At 71.5% G+C, this 23354-nt stretch carries 23 protein-coding genes, 1 tRNA gene and 1 riboswitch; of the genes, 7 read left to right on the forward strand and 17 right to left on the reverse strand.

The features are described from left to right. Positions 1–125 precede the first annotated feature (125 nt). Positions 126–932, forward strand: a complete 807-nt coding sequence (locus ACTMMA_RS07290) for an ABC transporter ATP-binding protein (RefSeq protein WP_441189506.1) — start codon at positions 126–128, stop codon at positions 930–932. Beyond that, on the forward strand, positions 929–1714 hold the full coding sequence (locus ACTMMA_RS07295) for an ABC transporter ATP-binding protein (RefSeq protein ID WP_441189449.1): 786 nt from the start codon (positions 929–931) through the stop codon (positions 1712–1714). The genes ACTMMA_RS07290 and ACTMMA_RS07295 overlap by 4 nt, the downstream gene beginning before the upstream one ends. Positions 1715–1859: 145 nt before the next feature. Here ACTMMA_RS07295 and ACTMMA_RS07300 read toward each other — a convergent pair whose 3' ends face one another. Then, complete coding sequence (locus ACTMMA_RS07300) at positions 1860–3149, reverse strand: ABC transporter substrate-binding protein (RefSeq protein ID WP_441189450.1); 1290 nt, start codon at positions 3147–3149, stop codon at positions 1860–1862. A 202-nt stretch (positions 3150–3351) separates the two neighbouring features. Beyond that, the gene (gene polA / locus ACTMMA_RS07305; RefSeq protein ID WP_441189451.1) at positions 3352–6054 is read right to left on the reverse strand and encodes a DNA polymerase I; all 2703 of its coding nucleotides are present in this window, start codon (positions 6052–6054) and stop codon (positions 3352–3354) included. Positions 6055–6073: 19 nt separating this feature from the next. Between polA and ACTMMA_RS07310 the strand changes: the two genes are divergently transcribed. Further along, the gene (locus ACTMMA_RS07310; protein ID WP_441189452.1) at positions 6074–6523 is read left to right on the forward strand and encodes a hotdog fold thioesterase; all 450 of its coding nucleotides are present in this window, start codon (positions 6074–6076) and stop codon (positions 6521–6523) included. Between the two features lie 34 nt (positions 6524–6557). After that, the gene (locus ACTMMA_RS07315; protein WP_441189453.1) at positions 6558–7325 is read left to right on the forward strand and encodes a DUF554 domain-containing protein; all 768 of its coding nucleotides are present in this window, start codon (positions 6558–6560) and stop codon (positions 7323–7325) included. Positions 7326–7339: 14 nt separating this feature from the next. Here the strand turns inward: ACTMMA_RS07315 and ACTMMA_RS07320 are convergent, their stop codons facing one another. The 12 genes from ACTMMA_RS07320 to ACTMMA_RS07375 all read right to left on the reverse strand — a co-directional run bounded on the left by ACTMMA_RS07320 (position 7340) and on the right by ACTMMA_RS07375 (position 18602). After that, the gene (locus ACTMMA_RS07320; RefSeq protein ID WP_441189507.1) at positions 7340–7951 is read right to left on the reverse strand and encodes an ANTAR domain-containing response regulator; all 612 of its coding nucleotides are present in this window, start codon (positions 7949–7951) and stop codon (positions 7340–7342) included. 159 nt (positions 7952–8110) lie between these two features. Next, positions 8111–8196: transfer RNA gene (locus ACTMMA_RS07325), tRNA-Leu, on the reverse strand. A 41-nt stretch (positions 8197–8237) separates the two neighbouring features. Further along, entirely contained in the window at positions 8238–9692 is a 1455-nt protein-coding gene (gene pyk, locus ACTMMA_RS07330) for a pyruvate kinase (RefSeq protein ID WP_441189454.1), read from the reverse strand. A gap of 119 nt (positions 9693–9811) precedes the next feature. Next, entirely contained in the window at positions 9812–10543 is a 732-nt protein-coding gene (locus tag ACTMMA_RS07335) for a DsbA family protein (protein WP_441189455.1), read from the reverse strand. Between the two features lie 2 nt (positions 10544–10545). Next, positions 10546–11079, reverse strand: coding sequence for a MauE/DoxX family redox-associated membrane protein (locus ACTMMA_RS07340; RefSeq protein ID WP_441189456.1), 534 nt, complete (start codon positions 11077–11079; stop codon positions 10546–10548). Then, positions 11076–11864, reverse strand: a complete 789-nt coding sequence (gene trpA / locus ACTMMA_RS07345; RefSeq protein ID WP_441189457.1) for a tryptophan synthase subunit alpha — start codon at positions 11862–11864, stop codon at positions 11076–11078. Before trpA ends, ACTMMA_RS07340 begins: the two co-directional genes overlap by 4 nt. After that, entirely contained in the window at positions 11861–13129 is a 1269-nt protein-coding gene (gene trpB / locus ACTMMA_RS07350) for a tryptophan synthase subunit beta (protein ID WP_441189458.1), read from the reverse strand. Before trpB ends, trpA begins: the two co-directional genes overlap by 4 nt. After that, the gene (gene trpC / locus ACTMMA_RS07355; RefSeq protein WP_441189459.1) at positions 13126–13971 is read right to left on the reverse strand and encodes an indole-3-glycerol phosphate synthase TrpC; all 846 of its coding nucleotides are present in this window, start codon (positions 13969–13971) and stop codon (positions 13126–13128) included. Before trpC ends, trpB begins: the two co-directional genes overlap by 4 nt. Positions 13972–14043: 72 nt before the next feature. After that, a complete protein-coding gene (locus ACTMMA_RS07360; protein ID WP_441189460.1) occupies positions 14044–14280 on the reverse strand; it encodes an HGxxPAAW family protein in 237 nt (78 codons plus the stop codon). A 109-nt stretch (positions 14281–14389) separates the two neighbouring features. Next, positions 14390–14941 carry a hypothetical protein gene (locus ACTMMA_RS07365; protein WP_441189461.1) on the reverse strand — a complete coding sequence of 184 codons (552 nt, stop codon included), beginning with the start codon at positions 14939–14941 and terminating at the stop codon, positions 14390–14392. Further along, positions 14938–16755, reverse strand: a complete 1818-nt coding sequence (locus ACTMMA_RS07370; RefSeq protein ID WP_441189462.1) for an ABC transporter ATP-binding protein — start codon at positions 16753–16755, stop codon at positions 14938–14940. The genes ACTMMA_RS07365 and ACTMMA_RS07370 overlap by 4 nt, the downstream gene beginning before the upstream one ends. After that, positions 16752–18602: an ABC transporter ATP-binding protein gene (locus ACTMMA_RS07375; RefSeq protein ID WP_441189463.1), complete on the reverse strand. Its 1851-nt coding sequence runs from the start codon at positions 18600–18602 to the stop codon at positions 16752–16754. The genes ACTMMA_RS07370 and ACTMMA_RS07375 overlap by 4 nt, the downstream gene beginning before the upstream one ends. A 74-nt stretch (positions 18603–18676) precedes the next feature. Here ACTMMA_RS07375 and ACTMMA_RS07380 point away from each other — a divergent pair, with 74 nt between their 5' ends. Genes ACTMMA_RS07380 through ACTMMA_RS07390 form a run of 3 tightly spaced genes read left to right on the forward strand, consistent with a single transcriptional unit; the run spans position 18677 to position 21118 of the window. Next, a complete protein-coding gene (locus ACTMMA_RS07380; RefSeq protein ID WP_441189464.1) occupies positions 18677–19324 on the forward strand; it encodes a TIGR03085 family metal-binding protein in 648 nt (215 codons plus the stop codon). Then, the gene (locus ACTMMA_RS07385) at positions 19314–19955 is read left to right on the forward strand and encodes a nucleoside/nucleotide kinase family protein (protein ID WP_441189465.1); all 642 of its coding nucleotides are present in this window, start codon (positions 19314–19316) and stop codon (positions 19953–19955) included. The genes ACTMMA_RS07380 and ACTMMA_RS07385 overlap by 11 nt, the downstream gene beginning before the upstream one ends. Next, positions 19952–21118: an FUSC family protein gene (locus ACTMMA_RS07390; protein WP_441189466.1), complete on the forward strand. Its 1167-nt coding sequence runs from the start codon at positions 19952–19954 to the stop codon at positions 21116–21118. The genes ACTMMA_RS07385 and ACTMMA_RS07390 overlap by 4 nt, the downstream gene beginning before the upstream one ends. Positions 21119–21163: 45 nt before the next feature. On the opposite strand, the gene ACTMMA_RS07395 is transcribed toward ACTMMA_RS07390, so the two are convergent. From ACTMMA_RS07395 to rpe, 3 genes are all read right to left on the reverse strand, one after another. Then, complete coding sequence (locus ACTMMA_RS07395; RefSeq protein ID WP_441189467.1) at positions 21164–21646, reverse strand: PH domain-containing protein; 483 nt, start codon at positions 21644–21646, stop codon at positions 21164–21166. Then, positions 21643–22362, reverse strand: coding sequence for a nicotinamide riboside transporter PnuC (pnuC, locus tag ACTMMA_RS07400; RefSeq protein WP_441189468.1), 720 nt, complete (start codon positions 22360–22362; stop codon positions 21643–21645). The genes ACTMMA_RS07395 and pnuC overlap by 4 nt, the downstream gene beginning before the upstream one ends. 159 nt (positions 22363–22521) lie before the next feature. Beyond that, positions 22522–22652: riboswitch (FMN riboswitch) on the reverse strand. Positions 22653–22678: 26 nt separating this feature from the next. After that, positions 22679–23353, reverse strand: coding sequence for a ribulose-phosphate 3-epimerase (rpe, locus tag ACTMMA_RS07405; protein ID WP_441189469.1), 675 nt, complete (start codon positions 23351–23353; stop codon positions 22679–22681). Position 23354 lies beyond the last annotated feature (1 nt).

Below are 23354 nucleotides of genomic sequence, written 5' to 3' on the forward strand. Positions count from 1 at the left end.
CCCGCCCGGGAGACGCCGACGAGCTGCTCGAGGACCTCGACATCGCCCCCACCCACCTGGTCGAGAAGTCTCGTGACCTCGCCACCGGGCCAGGTGCCCCTGGCGTGGCCAAGCGCGACCCGATCATGGTGGCGGACAACATCTCCAAGTCCTTCGGCGGCAACAAGGCCGTCGACGTCGAGCACGTGGAGATCCCCCGGAATGCGATCACGGCCCTGATCGGACCGAACGGTGCCGGCAAGACCACGCTGTTCAACCTCCTCAGCGGCTTCGACACCCCCGACACCGGCACCTGGGAGTTCAACGGGCGCGGCCTGGCGGGCATCCCAGCCTACAAGACCGCTCGTATGGGCCAGGTCCGCACCTTCCAGCTCACCAAGGTCCTGCAGCGCCTCACGGTGCTGGAGAGCATGAAGCTGGGCGCGACCGGCCAGACCGGTGAGCGGATGCTGGCCAGCTTCTTCCCCTTCCTGTGGCGCTCGCAGGAGAACCAGATCGAGCAGCGCGCTCTCGGCCTGCTCGAGAAGTTCAAGCTGATCGCGAAGAAGGACGACTACTCCGCCGCCCTGTCCGGCGGCCAGCGCAAGCTGCTGGAGATGGCCCGCGCGCTGATGACCGAGCCGGAGTTCGTCCTGCTGGACGAGCCGATGGCCGGCGTCAACCCCGCCCTGGTGCAGTCGCTGCTCGACCACGTCCTCGACCTGAAGAAGGAGGGGATGACCGTCCTCTTCGTCGAGCACGACATGCACATGGTCCGGCACATCGCCGACTGGGTCGTGGTCATGGCCGAGGGCCGGGTCGTGGCCGAGGGCCCGCCCGAGGAAGTCATGCAGGACCCCGCCGTGATCGACGCCTATCTGGGCAGTCACCTCGACCAGGACATCGGCGTCATCACCGGCCGCTACGACGAGGAAGGCAACAGGGTCCGATGAGCGAGACCACGCACACCATCCAGGAGCCCCGCGACCGTCCGGCCGGTGCGCCTGAGCGCGCCGGCCTGGTCGTCGACGTCAACAGCGTCACGGCCGGCTACCTGCCGGGGATCAACATCCTCACCGACACCAACCTGCAGGCCTACGACGGCGAGCTGGTCGGCATCATCGGCCCTAACGGCGCCGGCAAGAGCACTCTGCTCAAGGCGATCTTCGGGCTGGTCAACGTCCGCGACGGCTCCATCACGCTGCGCGGCGAGGACATCACCAACCTCAAGGCCAACCAGCTGGTCGAGAAGGGGGTCGGCATGGTCCCCCAGACCGAGAACGTCTTCGCCACGCTGACCATCCTGGAGAACCTCGAGATGGGCGCCTACCAGAAGCCGGGCCTCATCAAGGAGAGCCTGGAGTTCGTCCTGGACATCTTCCCGGCCCTCAAGGACCGGCTCGGCCAGGTCGCCGGCTCCTTGTCCGGTGGTGAGCGCCAGATGGTCGCCATGTCCCGGGCCCTGATGATGCGGCCCGAGGTGCTCCTCCTGGACGAGCCCTCCGCCGGCCTGTCCCCCGTCCGGCAGGACGAGGCCTTCATCCGGGTCTCCTCGATCAACCAGGCCGGCGTCACGACCATCATGGTCGAGCAGAACGCCCGCCGCTGCCTGCAGATCTGCGACCGCGCCTACGTGCTGGACCAGGGCCGTGACGCCCACACCGGCACCGGCCGGGAGCTGCTCAACGACGAGCGCGTCATCGGCCTCTACCTGGGCACCCTCGGCCAGGACTGACAGGCTGACGGACTGACGAACCGATCGCAGCGCACGCGCTGCACGACAGAAGGCCCCCGGGAGGATCTCCCGGGGGCCTTCTGCTGCTTGTGCGTGTTGCCTGGTGCTGGCGGCGGCCGCCACGAGGACGGCCGCCGCGTCAGCCTCAGTTCAGACGGTTCAGGTTGTTCTCGCCGTCGTACTCGAAGATGCCGATGGTGGCCTCGGTGGGGTCACCCTTCTCGTCGAAGGTGATGGGGCCGGACGGACCGTCGTAGTCCACGACCTTGCCGTCGACGATCGCCTGGGCCGCGTCGGCGAAGTTGTCGTACTTCTCGCCGCCGCCGGTGCCACCGGAGACCTCCTGCATCTTGCCGGCCATGTCCGGGCCCTCGACCGAGTTGGCCGCCAGTGCGGCCAGGGCGGCCAGGACCACGGCGTCGTAGGACTCGGCGGCGTAGTTGTAGTCCTTCAGCTCGCTGCCGTCGTGCTCCTTCCAGACCTCGTTGAGCTCGTCACGGAAGGAGTCGCCCAGGTCCGGCCCGGGCTGGGTGCCCTTGGAGCCCTCGAGGAGGCCGGCGTCGAACTCGTCGCCGTAGTTGGAGATGTTGCCGTCGACGAAGTACAGCTTGCTCATGTCGAAGCCCGCGGCGTCGACCGCCGGGAGGATCGTCTTGATCTCCTCGAAGGTGATCATCGCGATCGCGTCGGGGTTCTGCGCCAACAGCGAGCTGATCTGGGCGTCGAAGGTGGTGTCACCGGCGTTGTAGGACTCGCTGGCCACCACCGTGCCGCCGGCCGCCTCGAAGGTGTCGGTGACGACCTTCTCCAGACCGGTGCCGTAGGCGTCGTTGAGGTACATGATGCCCAGGTTCTGGACACCGTCCTGGCCGATGAGGTTGCCGAGCACCTCGCCCTGGAGCAGGTCCGAGGGCGCGGTGCGCCAGTAGAGGTTGTCGTCGGCCCAGTCGGTGAACTCCGGGGAGGTGTTGGCCGGGGAGATCATCAGGCGCTTGGCGGCGACGACCTCGTCGATGAACAGCTTGGACACACCGGAGGAGGCGGCACCGACGATCACGTTGTTGCCGGCGTTGAGCAGCTCCGGCACGGTGGTCGCGTAGGCGCGGTTGTCCGGGTCGCCGGAGTCACCCAGGGTGACCTCGACCGTGATGCCCAGGTCGGCCTCGTTGATGTGCTTCTCGGCGAGGAGGACACCGGCCTCCTCGGGCGGGCCGAGGAAGGCGAGGGCGCCGGTCTGCGGCAGGACGGTGCCCACCTTGAGGGTGAGGTCACGCTCACCCGCGGTGCCGGCCGCCTGGGTCTCGGGCGCGGAGTCACCGGTGGTGCCACCGTCGCCGGGGCTGTCGGTGCCCTCGCCGTCGCCATTCCCGTTGCCGCCGCAGGCGGCAAGCAGCAGGCTGGACGCAGCGAGGATCGCGATCCCGCGGGACCGCACGGATCCGCGAGGACGAAGCGAAGTCGAGCTCATTTTGCTCCTCATGAGTCAAGTGGCAGCCACATCGCGGCCACGGGGGGGGTGCCACGAAAGGTAGAGAACTCCACCCCGGATCACAAGGGTCTACGGCGCGCCGCCGCGGATTGTGCCCCGATCGTTATCTGCGAGCCTCCCCCCGGCCCTCTCATCTTCCCCTGGCTTGTCAGTGGGCGGCGTCGTGCCAGGTGCGCCCGACGCCGATGCTGACGTCCAGCGGGACCGTGAGGTCGGCTGCGGCACCCATCTGCTCACGCACGATCGTCTCGACCTGCTCCTGCTCGCCAGGGGCGACCTCGAGGACGAGCTCGTCGTGGACCTGGAGCAGCATCCGGGACTTCGCTCCCGCCTCGCGCAGGGCCGCCTCGGTGCGCAGCATGGCGATCTTGATCAGGTCGGCCGCCGACCCCTGGATCGGGGCGTTGAGCGCCATCCGCTCGGCCATCTCGCGCCGCTGGCGGTTGTCGCTGGTCAGGTCGGGCAGGTGCCGGCGCCGGCCCAGGATGGTCTCGGTGAAGCCGCTCCGACGCGCCTCGGCCACGACGTCACGCAGATAGTCACGCACGCCACCGAAACGCTCGAAGTAGTCCTCCATCAGCTCCTTGGCCTCGCCGGTGGAGATCCCCAGCTGCTTGGACAGCCCGAAGGCCGACAGCCCGTAGGCCAGCCCGTAGCTCATGGCCTTGACCTTCGACCGCATCTCGGCGGTGACGTCCTGCGGCTCGACGCCGAAGACCCGGGAGCCGACGAAGCGGTGCAGGTCCTCCCCCGTCCGGAAGGCCTCGATGAGTCCCTCGTCACCGGACAGGTGCGCCATGATCCGCATCTCGATCTGGCTGTAGTCGGCCGAGAGCAGCGACTCGTAGTCCAGCTCCGTGGCTCCGTCGCGGCCCACCACGAAGACCTCGCGGAGCCTGCGCCCCTCCTCGGTGCGGATCGGGATGTTCTGCAGGTTGGGCTCGGTCGAGCTGAGCCGGCCCGTGGCTGCGATCGTCTGCTGGTATGTGGTGTGGATCCGTCCGTCGTCGGCCACGGACTTGATCAGCCCCTCCGCCGTGACCCGCAGCCGGGACTTGTCCCGGTGCCGCAGCAGCGCCTCCAGGAAAGGATGCTCGGTCTGGGCGTAGAGCCCCACCAGGGCGTCGGCGTCCGTGGTGTAGCCAGTCTTGGTGCGGCGCGTCTTGGGCAGGCCGAGCGTCTCGAAGAGCACGACCTGGAGCTGCTTGGGCGAGCCCAGGTTGATCGAGTCGTCGTCGATGGCCGCCCACGCATCCTGCTGCGCCTGGGCCATCGCGTCGGCGAACTCCCGCTCCAGCCCCTCCAGCGCGTCCAGGTCCACCGCGATGCCAGCCTGCTCCATCCGACGCAGCACGCCCACGAGCGGCAGCTCGACGTCGCGCAGCAGCCGCTGCTGCTCGTCGTCGGCCAGCTCGTCCAGCGCCAGCGAGAGGTCGTGCACCGCCCGCGCGTGCACCATGGCGGCCCTGGCCGCGGACCGGTCGGCCTCGTCGTCGCCGAAGGTCAGGTCGAGGGTCCCCTGGTCGCCGGGCTCGTCGTCCAACCGCAGCTCGCGCCGCAGATAGCGCAGGGACAGATCGGCCAGGTCGTAGGACCGCTGGTCCGGCCGCTCGAGATAGGCCGCCAGCGCCGTGTCGCTGACGACGCCCTCGACGGGCAGGCCGCGCGCCTCCAGCGAGGCCAGCTGGCCCTTGCCGTCGTGCAGGACCTTCGGTCGGGCGGGGTCGGCCAGGTAGGCCGCCAGCGCCCGCTCGTCCTCAGTCGTCAGCTCGAGCAGGTCCACATAGGCGCCGTGCTCCTCCCCCGCCATCCCCAGGCCGGCCGCCCCGCCCGGCCCGGCTGTCGTGCGCGGGTCGGCATGGACGACGAGGGCGCAGCGCTGGTCCGGCCCGGCGTGCTCCTCCAGCCAGGCCGCCACCTCGCCGGCGCCCAGGTGCGTCCCCTGCACCTCGATGCCCTCCTCCGCCTCGGTCTCGGCGGACTCCAGGGTCGCGAACAGCCGCTCGCGCAGCACCCGGAACTCCAGGCCGTCGAAGACGCGGTGCACCTCCTCCCGGTCCCAGCCCTTGACCTCCAGGTCGGCGACCGTGACGGGCAGCTCCACGTCGCCCACGAGCTGGTTGAGCCGACGGTTGCGCAGCACCTGGTCGAGGTGGTCGCGGGTCGCCTGGCCGGCCTTGCCGGTCAGCTGGTCGGCATGGTCGACGATGCCGGACAGGTCGCCGAACTGGGTGATCCACTTCGCGGCGGTCTTCGGCCCGACACCGGGCACGCCGGGCAGGTTGTCCGAGCTCTCACCGACGAGGGCGGCCAGGTCGCTGTAGCGCTCCGGCGGGACGCCATACTTCTCCTCCACCGCCGACGGCGTCATCCGCCACATCTCCGAGACGCCACGCACCGGGTAGAGCACGGTCGTGCGCTCGTCGACCAGCTGCAGCGCGTCGCGGTCGCCGGAGCAGATGAGGACTTCCATCCCCTCCGCACGGGCCTGCGCGGTCAGCGTGGCGATGATGTCGTCGGCCTCGTAGCCGTCGGCCTCCAGGTGCTGGATCCGCAGCGCGTCGAGCACCTCCTTGACCAGGTCAACCTGACCGACGAACTCGCTGGGGGTCTTCGCGCGCCCGGCCTTGTATTCCGCATACTCCTGCGTCCGGAAGGTCTGCCTCGACCGGTCGAAGGCCACCGCCAGGTGGGTGGGCACCTCGTCGCGCAGCACGTTGATGAGCATCGAGGTGAAGCCGTAGACGCCGTTGGTGCTCTGCCCCGTCGTGGTCGAGAAGTTCTCGACCGGCAGCGCGAAGAAGGCGCGGTAGGCCAGCGAATGTCCGTCCAGCAGAAGCAGTCGACTCACGCATGGCAGCCTATGTCCCATGACCGACAAGGACCCAGCCCGCACCCCCGCCGCAGCACCGCATACCCCAGAGGACTTTCCGTTCACCGTCAGCGGAACGCTGGTCGAACGGATGGGTATGGAGCTTCTCGAGGTCGGTGCGCAGCGCACCTCCGCGCGGATGCCGGTGGAGGGGAACACCCAGCCCTACGGGCTGCTGCACGGCGGGGCGTCGGCGGCGCTGGCCGAGACGGTGGGGTCGATCGCCGCCGCGCTGCACGCGGGACCGGACCGCATCTCGGTGGGGGTGGACCTCAACGCCACGCACCACCGCGCCGTCCGGGAGGGCTGGGTGACCGGGGTGGCCACCCCGCTGTCGCTGGGACGCTCGGTCGCCAGCTACGAGATCGTCGTCACCGACGACCAGGACCGTCGGGTCTGCACCGCCCGCCTCACCTGCGCGCTGAGGGACAAGCCACCGGGCGCGTGACGGGTCCGGGGCCGGCAGGCCCTACCCTTGCGCCATGGATGGCGCCTTCCCCGGACTGGGCACGCTGATCAATGTCATCGCGGTGCTCGTCGGGGCCGCGCTGGGCATGGTGGCCGGCCACCGTCTGCCCGAGAGGGTCCGGGACGTGGTCACCGACTCCCTCGGGCTCGTGACGCTGCTCGTGGCGATCCTGTCCGCCCTCGACGTGACCTCCCCCGCCCTGGCCGAGGCCGTAGGGCAGGGTGCCCCGGTCCTGGTCGTCCTGGGCAGCATTCTGCTGGGCGGGATCATCGGCTCCCTGCTGCGGATCGAGGAGCGGCTGGAGGCCCTGGCCGGCCAGGTGCAGCGGCTCGTGCACCGGTGGACGGGGGCCGAGGAGGGCCAGGAGGCCAGGGAGCGCTTCATCGAGGGCTGGCTGACCGCCTCGCTGCTCTTCTGCGTCGGGCCGCTGACCATCCTGGGCTCCCTGTCCGACGGTCTGGGCCGGGGGATCGAGCAGCTCGCGCTGAAGTCTGCCCTGGACTTCTTCGCCTCGGTCGCCTTCGCCTCGACCTTCGGGGTCGGGGTGCTGCTGTCGGCCGTGTCCGTGGCCGTGGTGCAGGGAGGCCTCACGCTCGTCGGGATGACGCTGGGCGAGGTGGCCTCCGAGGCGCACGTCGCGGCCCTGACCGCGGTGGGCGGCCTGCTGCTGGTCGGCATCGCCTTCCGGCTCCTGCGGATCCGGGCGGTGCCGGTCGGTGACCTGCTGCCGGCGCTGCTGGTCGCCCCGCTGCTGGTCAGCCTCGTGGGCGGGCTGCGCTGACTACTTCTTGCTGACTACTTCTTGGAGGGCATGCCGGCGATGACCGCGTCGGCGACCTCGCGCATCGACAGGCGGCGGTCCATCGCGGCCTTCTGGATCCAGCGGAAGGCCTCGGCCTCGCTCAGCTTGAGCTGGGCCATGAGCAGGCCCTTGGCGCGGTCCACGCGCTTGCGCGTCTCGAAGCGCTCGCCCAGGTCGGCGACCTCGGTCTCCAGCGCCTTGCGCTCGGCCCAGCGGGCCCGGGCGATGTCGATCGCGGGAAGGACGTCTGCGGAGCTGAACGGCTTCACGACATAGGACATGACCCCGGCGTCGCGGGCCCGCTCGACCAGGTTCTTGTCGCTGAAGGCGGTGAGCATGACCACCGGCGCCAGGCCCTCCTTGCCGATCTGCTCGGCGGCCGAGATGCCGTCCATCCCCGGCATCTTGATGTCCATCACCACCAGGTCGGGACCGATCTCCTTGACCATCGCCACGGCCTGCTCACCGTCGGCCGCCTGACCCACGATCTGGTGGCCGGCCTCGGTGAGCATCTCGGCCAGGTCCATGCGGATGAGCGCCTCGTCCTCGGCGAGCAGGATGCGCAGGCCCCCCTCGGGACCGCCGGTGCCCTCCCCCGCGGTCACCTCGACGTCGGTAGCCTCCACGTCTGGCTCCACCGCCTGGGCGTCCAGAGCCTCGGCCTGCTTCTTCGCATCGGTCACGACGCTAGCCTATCTGTGCGTATCGGCCTCCGACCAGCGGGTCGTTGCCCGGTCGGAGGGTGGGTCGAGAGGTGTCAGAGTTGGTGCCGGGAGCGGGACTTGAACCCGCACGCCCTTGCGGGCAGAGCATTTTGAGTGCCCCGTGTCTGCCATTCCACCACCCCGGCCAGGTGAGCGTCGGACCGACCGGGACAGCATACCTGCCCGGTCAGACAGGATCCTCGGTGTAGGCGGGCGCCTCGCCGAGCACCTGGTCACCGACGCGGTGCAGGCGCAGCGCGTTGGTCGTGCCGGAGATGCCGGGGGGCGAGCCGGCGACGATCACCACGAGGTCTCCCCGCTGGCACCGCTTCTCCCGCAGCAGGGCCTCCTCCACCTGGAGCACCATCTGGTCGGTGTGCCACACGAAGGGCACCAGGAAGGTCTCCACGCCCCACGTCAGCGCCAAGCGCGAGCGGGTGGACTGCTCGGTGGTGAAGGCCAGCATCGGGACCTTGTTGCGCATGCGCGCCATCCGGGTGGTGGTGTCGCCGGACTGGGTGAAGGTCACCACATACTTGACCTCGTCGAGAGCCTCGGCGAGGGAGACCGCAGCCCGGGTCACGGCGCCGCCGGGGGTGCGGGGCTTGGTCTTGATCGGCGCGATCCGGTCCAGGCCGTGGCGCTCGGTGCTGTGGATGATGTTGGCCATCGTCTTGACGGCCACCACCGGCCACCTGCCCACCGAGGTCTCCCCCGAGAGCATGATCGCGTCGGCGCCGTCGAGCACCGCGTTAGCGCAGTCGCTGGCCTCGGCCCGGGTGGGCCGGGGGTTCTCGATCATCGACTCCAGGACCTGGGTCGCGACGATGACCGGCTTGGCCTTCTCGCGGCACAGCTGGATGGCGTCCTTCTGCACCAGCGGCACCTGCTCCAGCGGCAGCTCGACGCCCAGGTCACCACGGGCGACCATGACGCCGTCGAAGGCGTCGACGATCTCGACGAGGTTCTCGACGGCCTGGGGCTTCTCGATCTTGGCGATGACCGGCAGGCGGCGTCCCTCCTCGTCCATGATCTCGTGCACCCGGGTGATGTCCTCGGCGCGCCGGACGAAGGACAGCGCCACGAAGTCCACGCCGGAGCGCACGGCCCAGCGCAGGTCCTCCTCGTCCTTCTCGGACAGCGCAGGGACGCTCACGGCCGCACCCGGCAGGTTGATGCCCTTGTGGTTGGAGACGACCCCGCCGACCTCGACGGTGCAGACCACGTCGGTCTCGCTCACCTCGGTCGCACGCAGCATCACCTTGCCGTCGTCGATGAGCAGCTCGTCCCCCACGGCCACGTCGCCGGGCAGGCCCTTGTAGGTCGTGCCCACGATCGTGCGGTCTCCCGCCACGTCCCGGTTGGTGATGGTGAAGCGCTCTCCGGGCACCAGGGTCACGGGACCGTCCGCGAAGGTCTCGGTGCGGATCTTGGGCCCCTGGAGGTCGGCCAGGACGGCCACCGCGTGACTGCAGACGTCGCCGGCGCGGCGGACGCGCAGGTAGCGCTCGTAGTGCTCGTCGTGGCTGCCGTGGGAGAGGTTGAGGCGTGCCATGTCCATCCCGGCCCTCACGAGGGCCTCGATCTGGTCGTAGGAGTCGGTGGCGGGACCGAGGGTGCAGACGATCTTGGCTCGACGCATGGGCACAGAGTAGCCGGATCAGGTTGACGTTCCGTCATCAGACGACGAGGGCGCCCCGTGCCATGAGGCACGGGGCGCCCTGATCGATTCGCGGCCCAGCTGGTCCGGGCCCTTCCGGATCAGCCGGCGTGGGCCGTCAGGACCGCGTCGAGGGTGCTCGCGTCGTCCATCAGGCCGCGCATCTCCTCGTCGGTGATCTCCTGGCCGTTGACATACATCCGCGGGGTGCCGTTGACGCCGTCCTCGTTGGCACGCTGCTGCATGTCCTCGACGTAGTCGCGGTGGGTGAGGTCGGCGACGCAACTGGTGAAGGTCTCCAGCTCGGTGCCCGAGAGCCCGGCGTCCTTGGCCCAGGTGGTGAACTGCTCGTCGGTGAAGCCGGTGCCCTCCTGGGCGGGCTGGTTGGCGAAGACCGAGGCGTGGAAGGGGGCGAAGATGTCGGCGTCGTCGGCGCACAGCGTGGCGTTGGCGCCCCGCACCGAGGAGTCGTTGCCCAGGTTCTGGTCCAGGAAGGACATGATGATGAAGGTCGCGTTGACCTCGCCCGCCGCGGCCTTCTCGGTGAGAGCCTCGCCGATCGAGTTCTCCAGCACGCCGCACCACGGGCACTGCAGGTCCTCGTAGATCTTGACCTGGGTCACGTCGGCGTCCACGCCGGGACCGAGGCTGACGCCACCGCCCTCGGGAAGGGTGCTGCTGCTGCCAGTGGCGTCAAGACCGCCACCCCGGGTCGCGGCCCAGACCAGCGCGGCGATGAGCAGGACCGCCACGACGACGACGCCACCGATGAGTCCCATCGACGGTCCGCGCTGGGAGACGGGCTTCACCTGGGGTGCGGGAGGACGGGGCATGGTCAGCGACCTTTCATCAGGAGTGCATCGATGGACAGGGGCGTGCGCGGACGCACGGTCAGCCAGGCGGCGGCGGCCAGGAGACCGAGGTCCCGGAGGATCTCGGGCAGGTATGCGGTGTCCTCGGGGGCGACCGGGCCGCCGGTGCCGAAGCACCCGCAGTCGATCGACAGTCCCCGGGACCAGGCGGAGACGATGCCGGCGATGAAGACGACCATCAGGATGCCGGCGACGATGGCGGACCCTCGGGTGAGCAGCCCGACGATGAGCAGGAGCCCCACCGCGATCTCGATGATGGGCAGGAAGGTGCCGACCAGCCGCGAGGTCTCGTAGTCGAACAGCTCGTAGGCCATCACGCTCTGGACCGATCCGGTCAGGTCGGTGACCTTGAGCCAGCCGGCCACGAGGAGGACGCCCCCGAGCACGAGGCGGGCGACCAGGCCCACGAGGCCCGCACGGTCGGCCAGGATCCCCGCGCGCGCCGCGCTGCTGGCGCTGGGATCTGCCGAGGCGCGGACGTCCTGTTCGGCGGTCATCGGCGGCATCCCTCGGCCAGCTCGGCGGTGAGCTCTCGCAGCCGCTCCAGGCCGGGGTCCTCGCCCAGGGCCTTGATGAGCGCAGAGCCCACGATGACGCCGTCGGCGAACGCGGCCACCTCGGCCGCCTGCGCGCCGCTGCTGACCCCGAGCCCCACGCACAGGGGCAGCTCGGTGCCGGTGATCGCCCGGACCCGCCGCACGAGGTGCGAGGCACCGTCGCCGACCTGGGCGCGCGTGCCGGTCACCCCCATGGTCGAGGCGACGTAGACGAAGCCACGGCACGCGTCGACGGTCATCGCGATGCGTGCGTCGGTGGAGCTGGGGGCGACCAGGAAGATGGGGTCCACCCCGTGCTGCTCCGCCGCCGCCAGCCACTCCCCCGCCTCGTCGGGGATGAGGTCGGGAGTGATGACGCCGGCCCCGCCCGCCGCCGCGAGGTCACGGGCGAAGTGGTCCGGGCCGTAGCGCAGCAGCGGGTTGTAGTAGGACATCACCACCGGCACGGCGCCGGCCTCGGCGACGGCCCGCACGACCTCGAAGACGTGCGCGAGACGGAAGCCTCCGTCCAGGGCCTGCGTGGCGGCCTGCTGGATGACCGGCCCGTCCATGAGCGGGTCGGTGTAGGGGACGCCCACCTCGACGACGTCGGCGCCTGCCTCGACGACGGCCCGGGCGGCGGCCAGCGACCCGTCCAGGTCGGGATAGCCCGCGGGCAGGTAGGCGACCAGGGCGGCCCGGTCCTCCTCCTGGCACCGGGCGAAGACCTGCTCGAGCGCACTCACCAGCCGCTCCCTTCCGCCTCGGCCACCGGCTCGGCGGCCTTGAGCTCCTCGGCCGCCACCAGGTCGGCCCCGTCGATGAGGCCGAACCACCGGGCGGCGGTGTCCACGTCCTTGTCGCCGCGCCCGGACAGGCTGACGACGATCACCGGCGCCTGCCCGTCGGCGCGGGACGCGAGCTCCGGCCCGACCCGCAGCGCGCCGGCCAGCGCGTGGGCGCTCTCGATCGCGGGGATGATGCCCTCGGTCCGGCACAGGAGGGAGAAGGCCTCCATCGCCTCGTCGTCGGTCACGGGCGCGTAGGTCGCCCGGCCGGTGTCGTGGAGGAAGGCGTGCTCGGGTCCGACGGAGGGATAGTCCAGGCCGGCGGAGACCGAGTGCGTCTCCAGCGTCTGGCCGTCCTCGTCCTGGAGCACGTAGGTCGCGGCCCCGTGCAGCACGCCGGGGACGCCGCCGGAGAAGCGCGCCGCGTGACGACCGCTGGAGACGCCCTCGCCACCGGCCTCGAAGCCGTGCAGCGCCACCTCGGCGTCGTCGCGGAAGGCGTGGAAGATCCCCATCGCGTTGGAGCCGCCGCCGACGCAGGCGCAGACGGCGTCGGGCAGGCGTCCGACCCGCTCCAGCACCTGCTCGCGGGCCTCCTGGCCGATGACGGCGTGGAAGTCGCGGACCATCGTGGGGAAGGGATGGGGCCCCGTGACCGTGCCGAGCAGGTAGTGGGTGTGGCCGACGTTGGTCACCCAGTCGCGCATGGCCTCGTTGATGGCGTCCTTGAGTGTGGCGCTGCCGGTCGACACCGGGATCACCTCGGCGCCCAGCAGGCGCATCCGGGCCACGTTGAGCGCCTGGCGCCGGGTGTCCACCTCGCCCATGTAGACGGTGCACTCCAGACCCAGGAGCGCCGCCGCGGTCGCCGTGGCGACGCCGTGCTGGCCGGCCCCGGTCTCGGCGATGACCCTCTTCTTGCCCATCCGGACCGTCAGCAGGGCCTGGCCCAGGACGTTGTTGATCTTGTGCGAGCCGGTGTGGTTGAGGTCCTCCCGCTTGAGGAAGATCCGGGCCCCGCCGGCATGCTCGGCGAAGCGCGGCACCTCCGTCAGGGGCGAGGGACGTCCGGTGTAGTCGCGCTGAAGACGCTCCAGCTCGGCCACGAAGGACTCGTCGGCCATCGCCTCGGTCCAGGACCGCTCCAGCGCGTCGAGGGCCGCGACCAGCGCCTCGGGGACGAACCGGCCGCCGAAGTCGCCGAACCTGCCGATCTCGCTCATGCCTGGGCTCCTCCCGACCGACCCTCGACCTGCTCCGGCGCGCCGTGCACCGCCGGGTGCGACCCGGCCGCGATCATCTCGGCCACGGCCTCTCGGGGCGACTCCCCCGTCACCAGGGCCTCCCCCACCAGGACGACGTCGGCCCCGGCGGCCACGAAGGCCATGACGTCCAACGGCCCGCGCACCCCGGACTCGGCGACGCGCACGACGCCCTCGGGCAGCAGGGGGGACAGACGGGCGAAGGTGTCCCGGTCGACCTCCAGGGTGCGCAGGTTGCGGTTGTTGACGCCGATGATCCGCGCCCCGGCGGCGATCGCACGCTGCAGCTCGCCCTCGTCGTGCACCTCCACGAGGGCCTGCATCCCCAGGGACTCCACCCGCTCCAGCAGCCCGACGAGCACCTCCTGCTCGAGCGCCGCCACGATGAGCAGCACCAGGTCTGCGCCGTGCGCGCGCGCCTCCCACACCTGGTAGGGGTCGACGACGAAGTCCTTGCGCAGGATCGGGATGTCCACCCGGGCGCGCACCGCGTCCAGGTCGGCCAGGGATCCGCCGAAGCGGCGCTCCTCGGTCAGGACGCTGATCACGCTGGCCCCGCCGGCCTCGTAGTCGGCCGCCAACGAGGCGGGGTCGGCGATCGCCGCGAGCGCGCCCTTGCTGGGGCTGCTGCGCTTGACCTCGGCGATGACGTGCATCCCCTCCGAGCGCAGGGCCGCGAGCACGTCACGAGCCGGCGCGGCAGTGACCGCGCGCTCCTTCAGCTCCTCCAGGGGCAGGGCCGCACGGCGCTGCGCGAGGTCCTCGCGGACCCCTTCGATGATCTGCTCAAGGACGGTCGACACCCCACCAGGGTAGGCGACCAGAAGCGGTGCTCCGACCACGGGTCGGAGCAGCCGGAGGGTGGGACAGGACGCTCAGGCGCGCGTGCTGGGGCTCTCCAGCGCGTCGACGTGACGGGCGCCGCCGCTCTTGTCGTTGCGCTCCAGCATGTACCACGCCAGCGCGCCGACGGCGAAGAGCGCCAGGCCGATCCACAGGAGCATGCCCGGACCGAAGACGACGCCGTAGCACGCGATGGCCGTGGCGATCAGCATCACCGTGACGCCGATCCAGGCTGCGGTGCTGTGCCCGTGGCTGTCGTGCGCGTCCATGCGTGCTCCTTGTGCGTCCAGATGCTGTCGGTGCGGCGTCCGGGTGAAAACTCCCGGCGCCAGGTTCGGACCTATTGTGCCAGCAGGCCGGTCCGGCGGCACGACCCCCTCAGGCTCCGAGTGTCGGATCCCGGCCCTCGGACAGCTCGGACCACGCGCGGGCCTGCGCCCGGCGCGCGAGCTCGTGGGGGTCGAGCGTCGCCGTCGCGCGCGGCCCGTCCCCGGTGCGGTCGCCGCCCCTGACCGGCCGACCCGACCGGGCCAGGCCCTGCGCGAGCAGGGCCAGGGCTGCGGCGAGGACCGAGGAGGCGAGGGCGACCGCATACCAGGGGGTCGTGGTGGCCGACAGGACCTCCCCGGCGCCGGAGGGCCGCGCCCCACGCGCGAGGAGCACGCCCGCGCAGGAGGCGAGCAGGCCCAGGCTCGCCACCGTGGGGAGCAGCCGGGGCGCCCGGACCAGGGACCCCAGCAGCCCGAGGGCTCCGACCACGGCGGTGGCGGCAACCCAGGAGACCTGCGGGGGCTGCACCTGCGTGGCGGTGCGCGGCAGCCCCGGCGCCAGGCGCACGACGAGGTCGAGCCACGGCTGCGTCGTCGCGAGGAGGAGCAACGACGCGCAGACCAGCGCCGCGAGCCGGGCCCCCCGCGCGTCGAGTCTCATCCGCCCGAGCGCTGCTGGGCCGCCCAGGAGGCGTGCATCCGCGTGTAGACGCCACCGCGCCCGACGAGCTCGCGGTGGTGCCCGGTCTCGACGATCCGCCCGGCGTCCACGACGACCACGACGTCGGCGGCCTCGGCCGTGGACAGCCGGTGCGCGATCGCGACCGAGGTGCGGCCGCGGGTCAGGCCCTCCAGGGCCCGCTGCACCCGGACCTCGGTCGAGGGGTCGACGGCACTGGTGGCCTCGTCGAGCACGAGCAGGTCGGGGTCGGCCAGGTAGGCGCGCGCGATGGCGACGAGCTGCCGCTCCCCCGCCGACAGCGACTCGCCGCGCTGGCCGACCTGGGTCGACAGCCCGTGCGGCAGCGACTCCACCCACGGGTCCAGGCCGAGCTCGGTGATCGCCAGCGCCAGGTCGTCGTCGGTGGCCTCGGGGCGGCCGAAGCGGATGTTCTCGGCCAGGTCGGCGTCGAAGAGGAAGCCCTCCTGGGGCACGAGGACCACCCGGCGCCGCAACGAGTCGAAGGCGATGGTGCGCAGGTCCACCCCGTCGAGCAGGACGCGACCCTCCGTGGGGTCCATGAGCCGGGTGAGCAGCTTGGCCAGGGTGCTCTTGCCCGAGCCGGTCTCGCCGACGATGGCCACCTTGGTATGCGGTTCGAGGACCAGGTCGACGTCCTGGAGCACCGGCTCGCCGCCGGGATAGGCATAGCCCACCCCCTCGAAGGCGACCCGGATCGGGCCACGCTCCTGCCGCACGCCGTCGTCGCCCGGGTCCGACACGTCGGCGGGGGTGTCGATGACACCGATGACCCGGCGCCAACCGGCCACGGCGTTCTGCATCTCGTTGAGGATCTCGGTGGCCATCAGCACCGGCTGGGTGAAGAGGTTGACCAGGAAGAGGAAGGCGACCAGCTGGCCCAGGCTGACCTGGCCCCGCGTGGCCATGACCGTGCCCACGACCAGCACGATCGCCGTGGTCAGGCCGGCGAAGGCCTGCCCCGAGACGAAGGCCATGACGGAGCGGATCTGGGCCCTGACGGCCGAGGCGCGGTGAGCCTCGATGGCGGTGTCGATGCGTTCGGCGGTGCGCTGCTCGACGCCATAGGCCCGGATCGTCACGGCGCCGACGATGGACTCGCTGATCGCGCCCAGCATGTCGCCGACCCGCTCGCGCACGGCACCGTAGGCACGTCCCAGCACGGGCTGGAAGGAGCGCACCAGGAAGGCCAGCGGGACGAAGCAGAGATAGACGACCAGGGCCAGCACCGGGCTGTAGAAGACCATCAGCGCGGTGGCCAGCGCGATCTGGGCCGTCGAGATCAGCAGCATCAGACCGCCGAACTGGACGAACATCGAGATGGTGTCCACGTCGTTGGTCACGCGCGAGACGAGCGAGCCGCGCCGCTCGGTGCTCTGGGTCAGCACCGACAGGTCGTGGATGTGCCGGAAGGCCTTCATCCGCAGCGTGGCCAGGCCGCTCTCGGCGGCGGTGAACAGACGCACGTTGACGAAGTACTGCGCCGAGGCGGTGACGAAGACCACGACGGCGGCGATGAGGATCGCGCGGACCACGAAGCCGGTGTCGGGGCCGCCCGCGGCGAGGATCCCGTGGTCGGTCGTCTGCTGGACCACGAACGGGATCAGGACGCGGCCCAGGGTGGCCACCACCGCGAGCACGACGGTCAGGAGCAGGCCCTGGCGCAGCTCGGGCGAGAGCTGCAGGCCGCGGCGCAGCGTCTGCACCGTGCCCAGCGTGCTCTGGGTGTCGATCCGGCTGCTGCCGGTCTCGTGGGCGTCGGCGTTCGTGCTCATGCGCCCTCCTCCCCTACCCGGCCGGGTTCCTCGGAGCGTTCGACGGCGGCGCGCTCGGCCGCCTCCCGCGCATAGGCGTGCACGAGGTCGGCATAGCCGCGGCAGCGCGCCACCAGCTCCTCGTGGGAGCCCCGGTCCACAACCGTGCCCCGCTCGAGGTAGACCACCTCGTCGGCCAGCATGATCGTGGCCATCCGGTAGGCCACCACGAGCACGGTCATGCCCTCGCTGGCCGAGCGGAGGCCGGCGAGGATGGCCTGCTCCACCGAGGGGTCCACGGCGCTGGTCGCGTCGTCCAGCACGAGCAGGCGCGGCTGACGCCACACGGCGCGGGCCAGGGCGATGCGCTGGCGCTGGCCGCCGGAGAGCGTCCCGCCCCGTTCGCCGATCACCGAGTCCAGCCCGTCGGGCAGCTCGCCCACGAAGCCGTCGGCCTGGGCGATCCGCAGCGCACGCCACACCGACTCGTCGTCGGAGTCGGCGCCCAGGGTGACGTTGCCGCGCACGCTGTCGTCGAACATGAAGGTCTGCTGCGCGACCAGGGTCGCGTGGGCCGGGATCTGCCCCTGGGCCAGCTCCTGGACCCGGACGCCGTCGAGCAGCACCGTGCCCGAGTCGGCGTCGACCAGGCGCAGCGCGATGTTGGTGAGGGTCGACTTGCCCGACCCGGTCGGACCCACGAGCGCCACCGTCGCACCGGCGGGGACGTCGAGGTCGACGGCGTGGATGGCGGGGGTCTCCTCGCCCGGGTGGGTGTAGACCACCTGCTCCAGGGTGCTGCTCGCCGGGCCGGTGCCCTCGGCGAGGGTGGTGGTGCCGTACGCCATACCCCCCTCCGAGCGGAGCACGTGCTGGACCCGGTCGTAGCCCACGACGGACCGGGGGATCTCGGCCAGCACCCAGCCCAGCGCGCGGACCGGGAAGGCGAGGACGGAGAAGAGATAGGCCATCTGGACCACGTCGGCGGCGCCCAGCTCGCCCCGGGCCACCTGCCAGGTCCCGGTGCCCAGCACGGCCAGCGTGCCCAGCGTCGGGATCATCTCGATGACCGGCTCGAACGTCCCTCGGGTGCGGCCCACCCGGATGAGGCTGTCCCGCAGGTCGTGGGTGGCCACCCGGAAGCGCTCGGTCTCCTCGTCCTCACGGCCCATCGCCTTGACGACCAGGCCCGCCTCGAAGGACTCGTGGGCGACCTGGGCGACCTCGGCGCGCAGCTGCTGCGCCAGGGTGATCCGCGGCGACATGAAGCGCTGGAAGACCAGGTTGGCCACGAACAGGCCGGGGAAGACGAGCAGGCCGATGAAGGCCAGGAAGGGGTCGACCAGCACCATCATCGTGCCGGCGATGACCAGCATGAAGATGACGCCGATGGCCATCGGCAGGGGGTTGAAGACCTGCCAGGTCGCCTCGATGTCGGCGTGCGCGTTGGACAGCAGCTGCCCGGAGGGGTGCGCGTGGTGCCAGGACAGGGGCAGGCGAAGATACTGCCGCGTGACGTCGCGGCGGTAGCGGGCCTGGAGGTTGAACCCGGCGATCGTGGCGTAGACCCGCCGCAGGATGACGCCGATGACGTTGACCAGGAGCACCAGGACCAGGACGCCGAAGATGAGCCACAGGCCGGTCGCGGTCACCGTGCGCTCCAGCACCGCCGGCTCGATGACGTTGTCGGTCAGCCAGCCGATCGCGCCGGCCGTGCCGACGGTGGCTGCGGCCCACAGGACCGAGCCCAGCACGGCCCACGCGAAGGGGCGGGGCTCGGTGCGGATGCCACCCCAGATCACCTTCAGACCGCGCCGCAGCACTGCTCGCGAGGGTTTGGGGCGCGGGACCGGGGTGGTGACAGTCACGACGAATAGAGCCTTCCGGCGACGACGGGTGGGAGCAACCACCCATTGTGGCACCTCCGTGATGAGATGGAGGTATGCAGTCCACCTCACCGTTGCGAGACCTCATCGCCACCACCGCGCTCCGCCTCGGGCCGGAGGCCCCCACGCTCTGCGACCCCTGGATGGTCAAGGATCTCCTGGCCCACCTGGTGGTACGGGAGTCCCGTCCCGACGTCCTGCCCGGGATCGGCCTGGACCTCGGGCCCCTGACCCGGCACACCGGGCAGGTGCAGGACTCCACGGCACGGGAGAGCTCGATGGAGGAGCTCGCCGAGCAGGTCCGGACCGGCCCACCGTCCTGGTGGCCCACCCGCGTCCCGGCGCTGGACCGGCTGGTCAACACCGCCGAGCTGAGCATCCACCTGGAGGACATGGTCCGGGCCCAGCCCGACTGGTCCCCCACCCCGCTGGACCGGGCCACCCTCGAGGGACTGTGGTCGACGCTGACCAAGGCCGGGCCGGTGCTCTACCGCGGCGCCCCCGTCGGCGTGGTGGCCGTCGCGGAGGGCTACGGGCGCCGTTCGCTGCGCCGCCCGCCCTCGGGCGCCGGCACGGTGGTCCTGCGGGGGACGCCCCTGGAGCTGGTGCTCCACGCCTTCGGCCGCGACCGGGTCGCCCAGGTCGACGTCGAGGGAGCCCCCGAGGACGTGGCCGCTCTCGGTCGTCACCGGCGTGCCGTCTGACCGTCGACCGGCCCCGGGCTGGCTCACGGACGCGGACCCCACGCAGCTCGACCTCGTCCGGGCCCTGGTCCAGCCGATCCTGGCGCTGCGGTCCCAGGTGTCGGGCCGGCCGGTGCTCGTGGCCGTCGACGGCCGCAGCGGGTCCGGCAAGACCGAGCTGGCCGCCACGCTGACCGGACCGCTCACCACCGCCGGCCTGGACGTGACCACCGTCCACCTGGACGACCTCTACCACGGGTGGTCCGGCCTCGCCGCCGCGCTGGGTCCGCTCTGCGAGGGCGTGCTCTCGCCCCTGTCCGAGGGGCTGCCGGGCCGCTACGAGTCCTGGGACTGGCACCGGCACCAGGCCGGGCCCGTCGTCGAGATCGCGCCCTGCGACGTGGTGATCGTCGAGGGGGTGGGTGCCCACGCGGTCCCCTGCTCGGACCTGCTGGACCTGTCCCTCTGGCTCGACGCCCCCGCCCCGGTCCGCCGGGAGCGTGCGCTGGCGCGTGACGGGGACGTCTTCGCCCCGCACTGGGAGCAGTGGGCCCGGCAGGAGGAGGAGCTCCTGGCCGAGCGGCAACCACGTGCCGACGTGCGCATCGACACCGAGACGGGCATCGCCACCTGGGACAGACTGGGACGGTGACCTCCGGCTGGCGGCGCGCCCGTGACGTCGGGCACTTGGTCTGGGACCCGGTGCGCGACGAACTCACCCCAGCCGCGGCCCAGACCCGTGTGCTCCGGCTCCGGTCCCGCGTGTGGCTGATCCTCCAGGCTGCGCTGGGCGCCGCCCTCGCCTGGTGGATCGCCCGCGACCTGCTGGGGCATCCCCTGCCCTTCTTCGCCCCGGTGACCGCGATGATCTGCCTCGGGATGACCTACGGCGACCGCGTGCGGCGGATCGCCGAGCTGACCATCGGCGTGGCGATCGGGATCCTCACCGCCGACATCTTCGTCCACGTCTTCGGATCCGGCGTGTGGCAGATCCTCGCCGTCTGCGTGGTCGCCATGGCCCTGGCCGTGCTGGCGGGGGCGGGCCAGATGCTGATGATGCAGGCCGGCATCCAGGGGGTGATCGTCACCACCCTGGTGGCCGGGGAGGGCGAGGCCTTCAACCGCTGGCTCGACGCGGTCGTCGGCGGCGGGGTGGCTCTCGGGATCGCCATGCTGGCCCCGGTCCGCTCCACCACCGAGCGGCCCCGGGCGCGCGCCACGATGGTGCTCGGCAACCTCGTCGAGGTCCTGACCGACACCGCCCAGGCGCTGCGCAACCGGGACGCGGAGCGTGCCCGGGCCGCCCTCGGGCGGGCCCGGGATCTGTCGACCCAGCTGGAGGCGCTGCGCGACTCCACCGCCGAGGCGCTGGCCGCCGCCCGGCTGGCGCCGCTGCTGTCCCGCGACAGCCGCGACGACGTGCAGGAGGTGCACGCGCTGATGAACCCCCTGGACCTGGCGATCCGCAACGTGCGGGTGCTGGTCCGTCAGGCACACCTGGCCCTGCTCGAGGACCAGCCCGTGCCGGACCGCTACACGGACCTGGTGACCGGGCTGGCGGAGGCCAGCGCCGGGATCCTGGAGCAGCTGGAGCAGCGCGAGCGCCTCGAGGATGCCCAGGAGGACCTGGTCCTCCTGGCCCGCGACTCCACCTGGAGCGCCACGGGTGCGGGCCTGTCGGCCGAGATCATCCGCGGGCAGGTCCGCTCGACCGTGGTCGACCTGCTCGTGCTCTCCGGGATGAGCACCGCCGACGCCCGCAGACGGGTGCCGCCCACGCGCGACCAGCTCGGACCGGACTCGGCCGACCGCTGACGTGCGGCGCCGCCCGGCGGGTGGGCCGGCGCGCTCGGCGCGAGGTCAGTCCAGCGTCGGGCCCGAGGGCCGGGAGTGGTGCTCGATGAGGGCCGCCAGCCGGGAGGCCTCGGCCCGGGCCCGCTCGCCGTCGGCGCGCTGGATGGCCATGATCGAGATCTCGTCGAAGTCGCTGAGCTCGAGCACCGCCCAGGGCGCGCCGCCGGAGAAGCCGACGCGCATGATCTGGGCCCACTCCAGGTCGTGGCTGCGGATGAGGTTGACCACCCGCAGGCCCTCGCGCGAGGGCACGGCCCGGATGACGGCGTAGCGGCTCAGGAAGAAGGCGATGCCGAGGCCGATCAGGGCGATGCTGATGCGGTTCATCAGCTCCATCTCGGGGTTGGAACGCAGGGGCATCGGGCTGTAGACGGCCACCAGCGTGAAGATGACCAACGTCGCCAGGGCGGCGCCGCCCGCGACCCACCGGCCCGTGCTGGGCCGGAAGGTGTCGTAGGCGGCGCGCCGCGGCGTCGAAGGCTGGGTCACCCCACCAGGGTACGGTCCTCGTCCGCCAGGTTGGGCCCCGCCCCGGTCGGCGCCTCCACCCGTGCGGCCCGCTTCCAGACGAAGAAGCCCCAGAGCACGAAGGCGCCGTAGACCGCATACAGGATCGCCGAGGGGTAGTAGCCCGAGTGCCACAGCAGGGGCACACCGACGAGGTCGACGGCGATCCACACCAGCCAGAAGTCGACCCAGCCCCGGGCCATGGCGTAGGTGGCCAGCATCGATCCGACGAAGATCCAGGCGTCGGTCCAGTAGTACCAGCGCGGGGCGGGCCAGCCGGCACCGACCTGGACGAAGACCCACTGGCTCACCACGACCAGCACGGCGGCCGCCAGCAGGTAGGCGGTGCGCTCGCGCACCGTGGCCCACCGCGGCGTGATCGCCGGCGCGTCCTTGGCGCGTCCCTTGCGGGACTGGTTCCAGGCCCACCAGCCGTAGACGCTGGTGATGATGAAGAAGACCTGCCGGGCGGCCTGCCCGAACAGGCTGTGCTCCTGGGGGTTGGCGAACCAGACCCCCATGAAGACGGTGAAGAGCAGGGCGTTGCCGATGATGCCCACCGGCCAGGCCCAGACCTTGCGGCGCATCCCGAGGATGGCCGAGGCCAGGCCGAAGAGGTTGCCGACGACTTCGCGCCAGGCGATGGAGTGACCGGCGATGGTCAGCTGAGCGTTGAACAGGTCGTTCCAGACGTCCACGACGTGCATCCTTTGCGGATCAGGTGGCCGGGACGAGAACACCCCGGGCCACGAACGGTGTGGGCGCCGGGGTGTGCGTGTGAAGCGGACGAGTCCGCCACGGCTCGGGTGGGTATGCGGTGAACGTTCGCCTCATACCGGCACCGCCTGCGCGACGGCTCGCGTGCTGCCTCCCATCCGGACTTTCACCGTCGGTCCTGGAGTTTCACCAGGTCAACCGGCCGCTGGCTGCGGCCGGGTCGCGGACTATCACCGCCGGCTCGGAATTTCACCGACCCCGGAGCACGTGTTGCCCCGCCAGTCTAGCCCCCCGGGCTCAGCCGCAGCGGTGGGTCCGCGCCAGGTCGCGCAGCTGCCCGATCCGGGCCGGCACGTCCTCGGCCCCGTAGACCGCCGAGCCCGCCACGAACACGTCCGCCCCGGCCTCCACGCACTGACCGATGGTGTCGGCGGAGACCCCGCCGTCGACCTGGACCCAGATCTCGCCGCCCCTGCGCCGCACGGCCTCACGGACCTGGGCGACCTTGGGCATCTGGTCGGCCATGAAGGCCTGGCCCCCGAAGCCCGGCTCGACCGTCATGACCAGCACCATGTCGACCTCGTGGAGCAGCTCCTCGTAGGGCGCGAAGGGCGTGCCCGGCTTGAGTGCGAAGGCGGCGCGGGCACCGGCCGCGCGGATGGCGCGCGCGGTGGCCACGGGGTCGCGGACAGCCTCGATGTGGAAGGTCACCGATCGGGCCCCCGCCTCGGCGTAGCCCGGTGCCCACCGGTCGGGGTCCTCGATCATCAAGTGGGCGTCGATCGGGATCGGGCTGACCTTCACCAGCGCCTCGACGACCGGCTGCCCGAGCGTGAGGTTGGGCACGAAGTGGTTGTCCATGACGTCCACGTGCGCCCAGTCCGCGTCGGCGATCCGGGCCAGCTCGCGCTCGAGGTTGGCGAAGTCGGCGGACAAAATGGACGGGCTGATCTGCAACGTGGGATCCGGCATG

It is taken from the genome of Ornithinimicrobium panacihumi, assembly GCF_052073805.1.
Classification (GTDB): domain Bacteria; phylum Actinomycetota; class Actinomycetes; order Actinomycetales; family Dermatophilaceae; genus Ornithinicoccus; species Ornithinicoccus panacihumi.

Excerpts from the sequence above, each read along its gene's own strand:
- ACTMMA_RS07315 (WP_441189453.1), top strand. The coding sequence starts at position 6,558 with ATGGATGGCGCCTTCCCCGGACTGGGCACGCTGATCAATGTCATCGCG.
- ACTMMA_RS07360 (WP_441189460.1), bottom strand. The coding sequence starts at position 14,280 with ATGGACGCGCACGACAGCCACGGGCACAGCACCGCAGCCTGGATCGGC.
- ACTMMA_RS07340 (WP_441189456.1), bottom strand. The coding sequence starts at position 11,079 with ATGACCGCCGAACAGGACGTCCGCGCCTCGGCAGATCCCAGCGCCAGC.
- trpB (WP_441189458.1), bottom strand. The coding sequence starts at position 13,129 with ATGAGCGAGATCGGCAGGTTCGGCGACTTCGGCGGCCGGTTCGTCCCC.
- ACTMMA_RS07370 (WP_441189462.1), bottom strand. The coding sequence starts at position 16,755 with ATGAGCACGAACGCCGACGCCCACGAGACCGGCAGCAGCCGGATCGAC.
- ACTMMA_RS07335 (WP_441189455.1), bottom strand. The coding sequence starts at position 10,543 with ATGCCCCGTCCTCCCGCACCCCAGGTGAAGCCCGTCTCCCAGCGCGGA.
- ACTMMA_RS07380 (WP_441189464.1), top strand. The coding sequence starts at position 18,677 with ATGCAGTCCACCTCACCGTTGCGAGACCTCATCGCCACCACCGCGCTC.
- ACTMMA_RS07365 (WP_441189461.1), bottom strand. The coding sequence starts at position 14,941 with ATGAGACTCGACGCGCGGGGGGCCCGGCTCGCGGCGCTGGTCTGCGCG.
- ACTMMA_RS07295 (WP_441189449.1), top strand. The coding sequence starts at position 929 with ATGAGCGAGACCACGCACACCATCCAGGAGCCCCGCGACCGTCCGGCC.
- ACTMMA_RS07310 (WP_441189452.1), top strand. The coding sequence starts at position 6,074 with ATGACCGACAAGGACCCAGCCCGCACCCCCGCCGCAGCACCGCATACC.
- rpe (WP_441189469.1), bottom strand. The coding sequence starts at position 23,353 with ATGCCGGATCCCACGTTGCAGATCAGCCCGTCCATTTTGTCCGCCGAC.
- ACTMMA_RS07290 (WP_441189506.1), top strand. The coding sequence starts at position 126 with ATGGTGGCGGACAACATCTCCAAGTCCTTCGGCGGCAACAAGGCCGTC.
- pyk (WP_441189454.1), bottom strand. The coding sequence starts at position 9,692 with ATGCGTCGAGCCAAGATCGTCTGCACCCTCGGTCCCGCCACCGACTCC.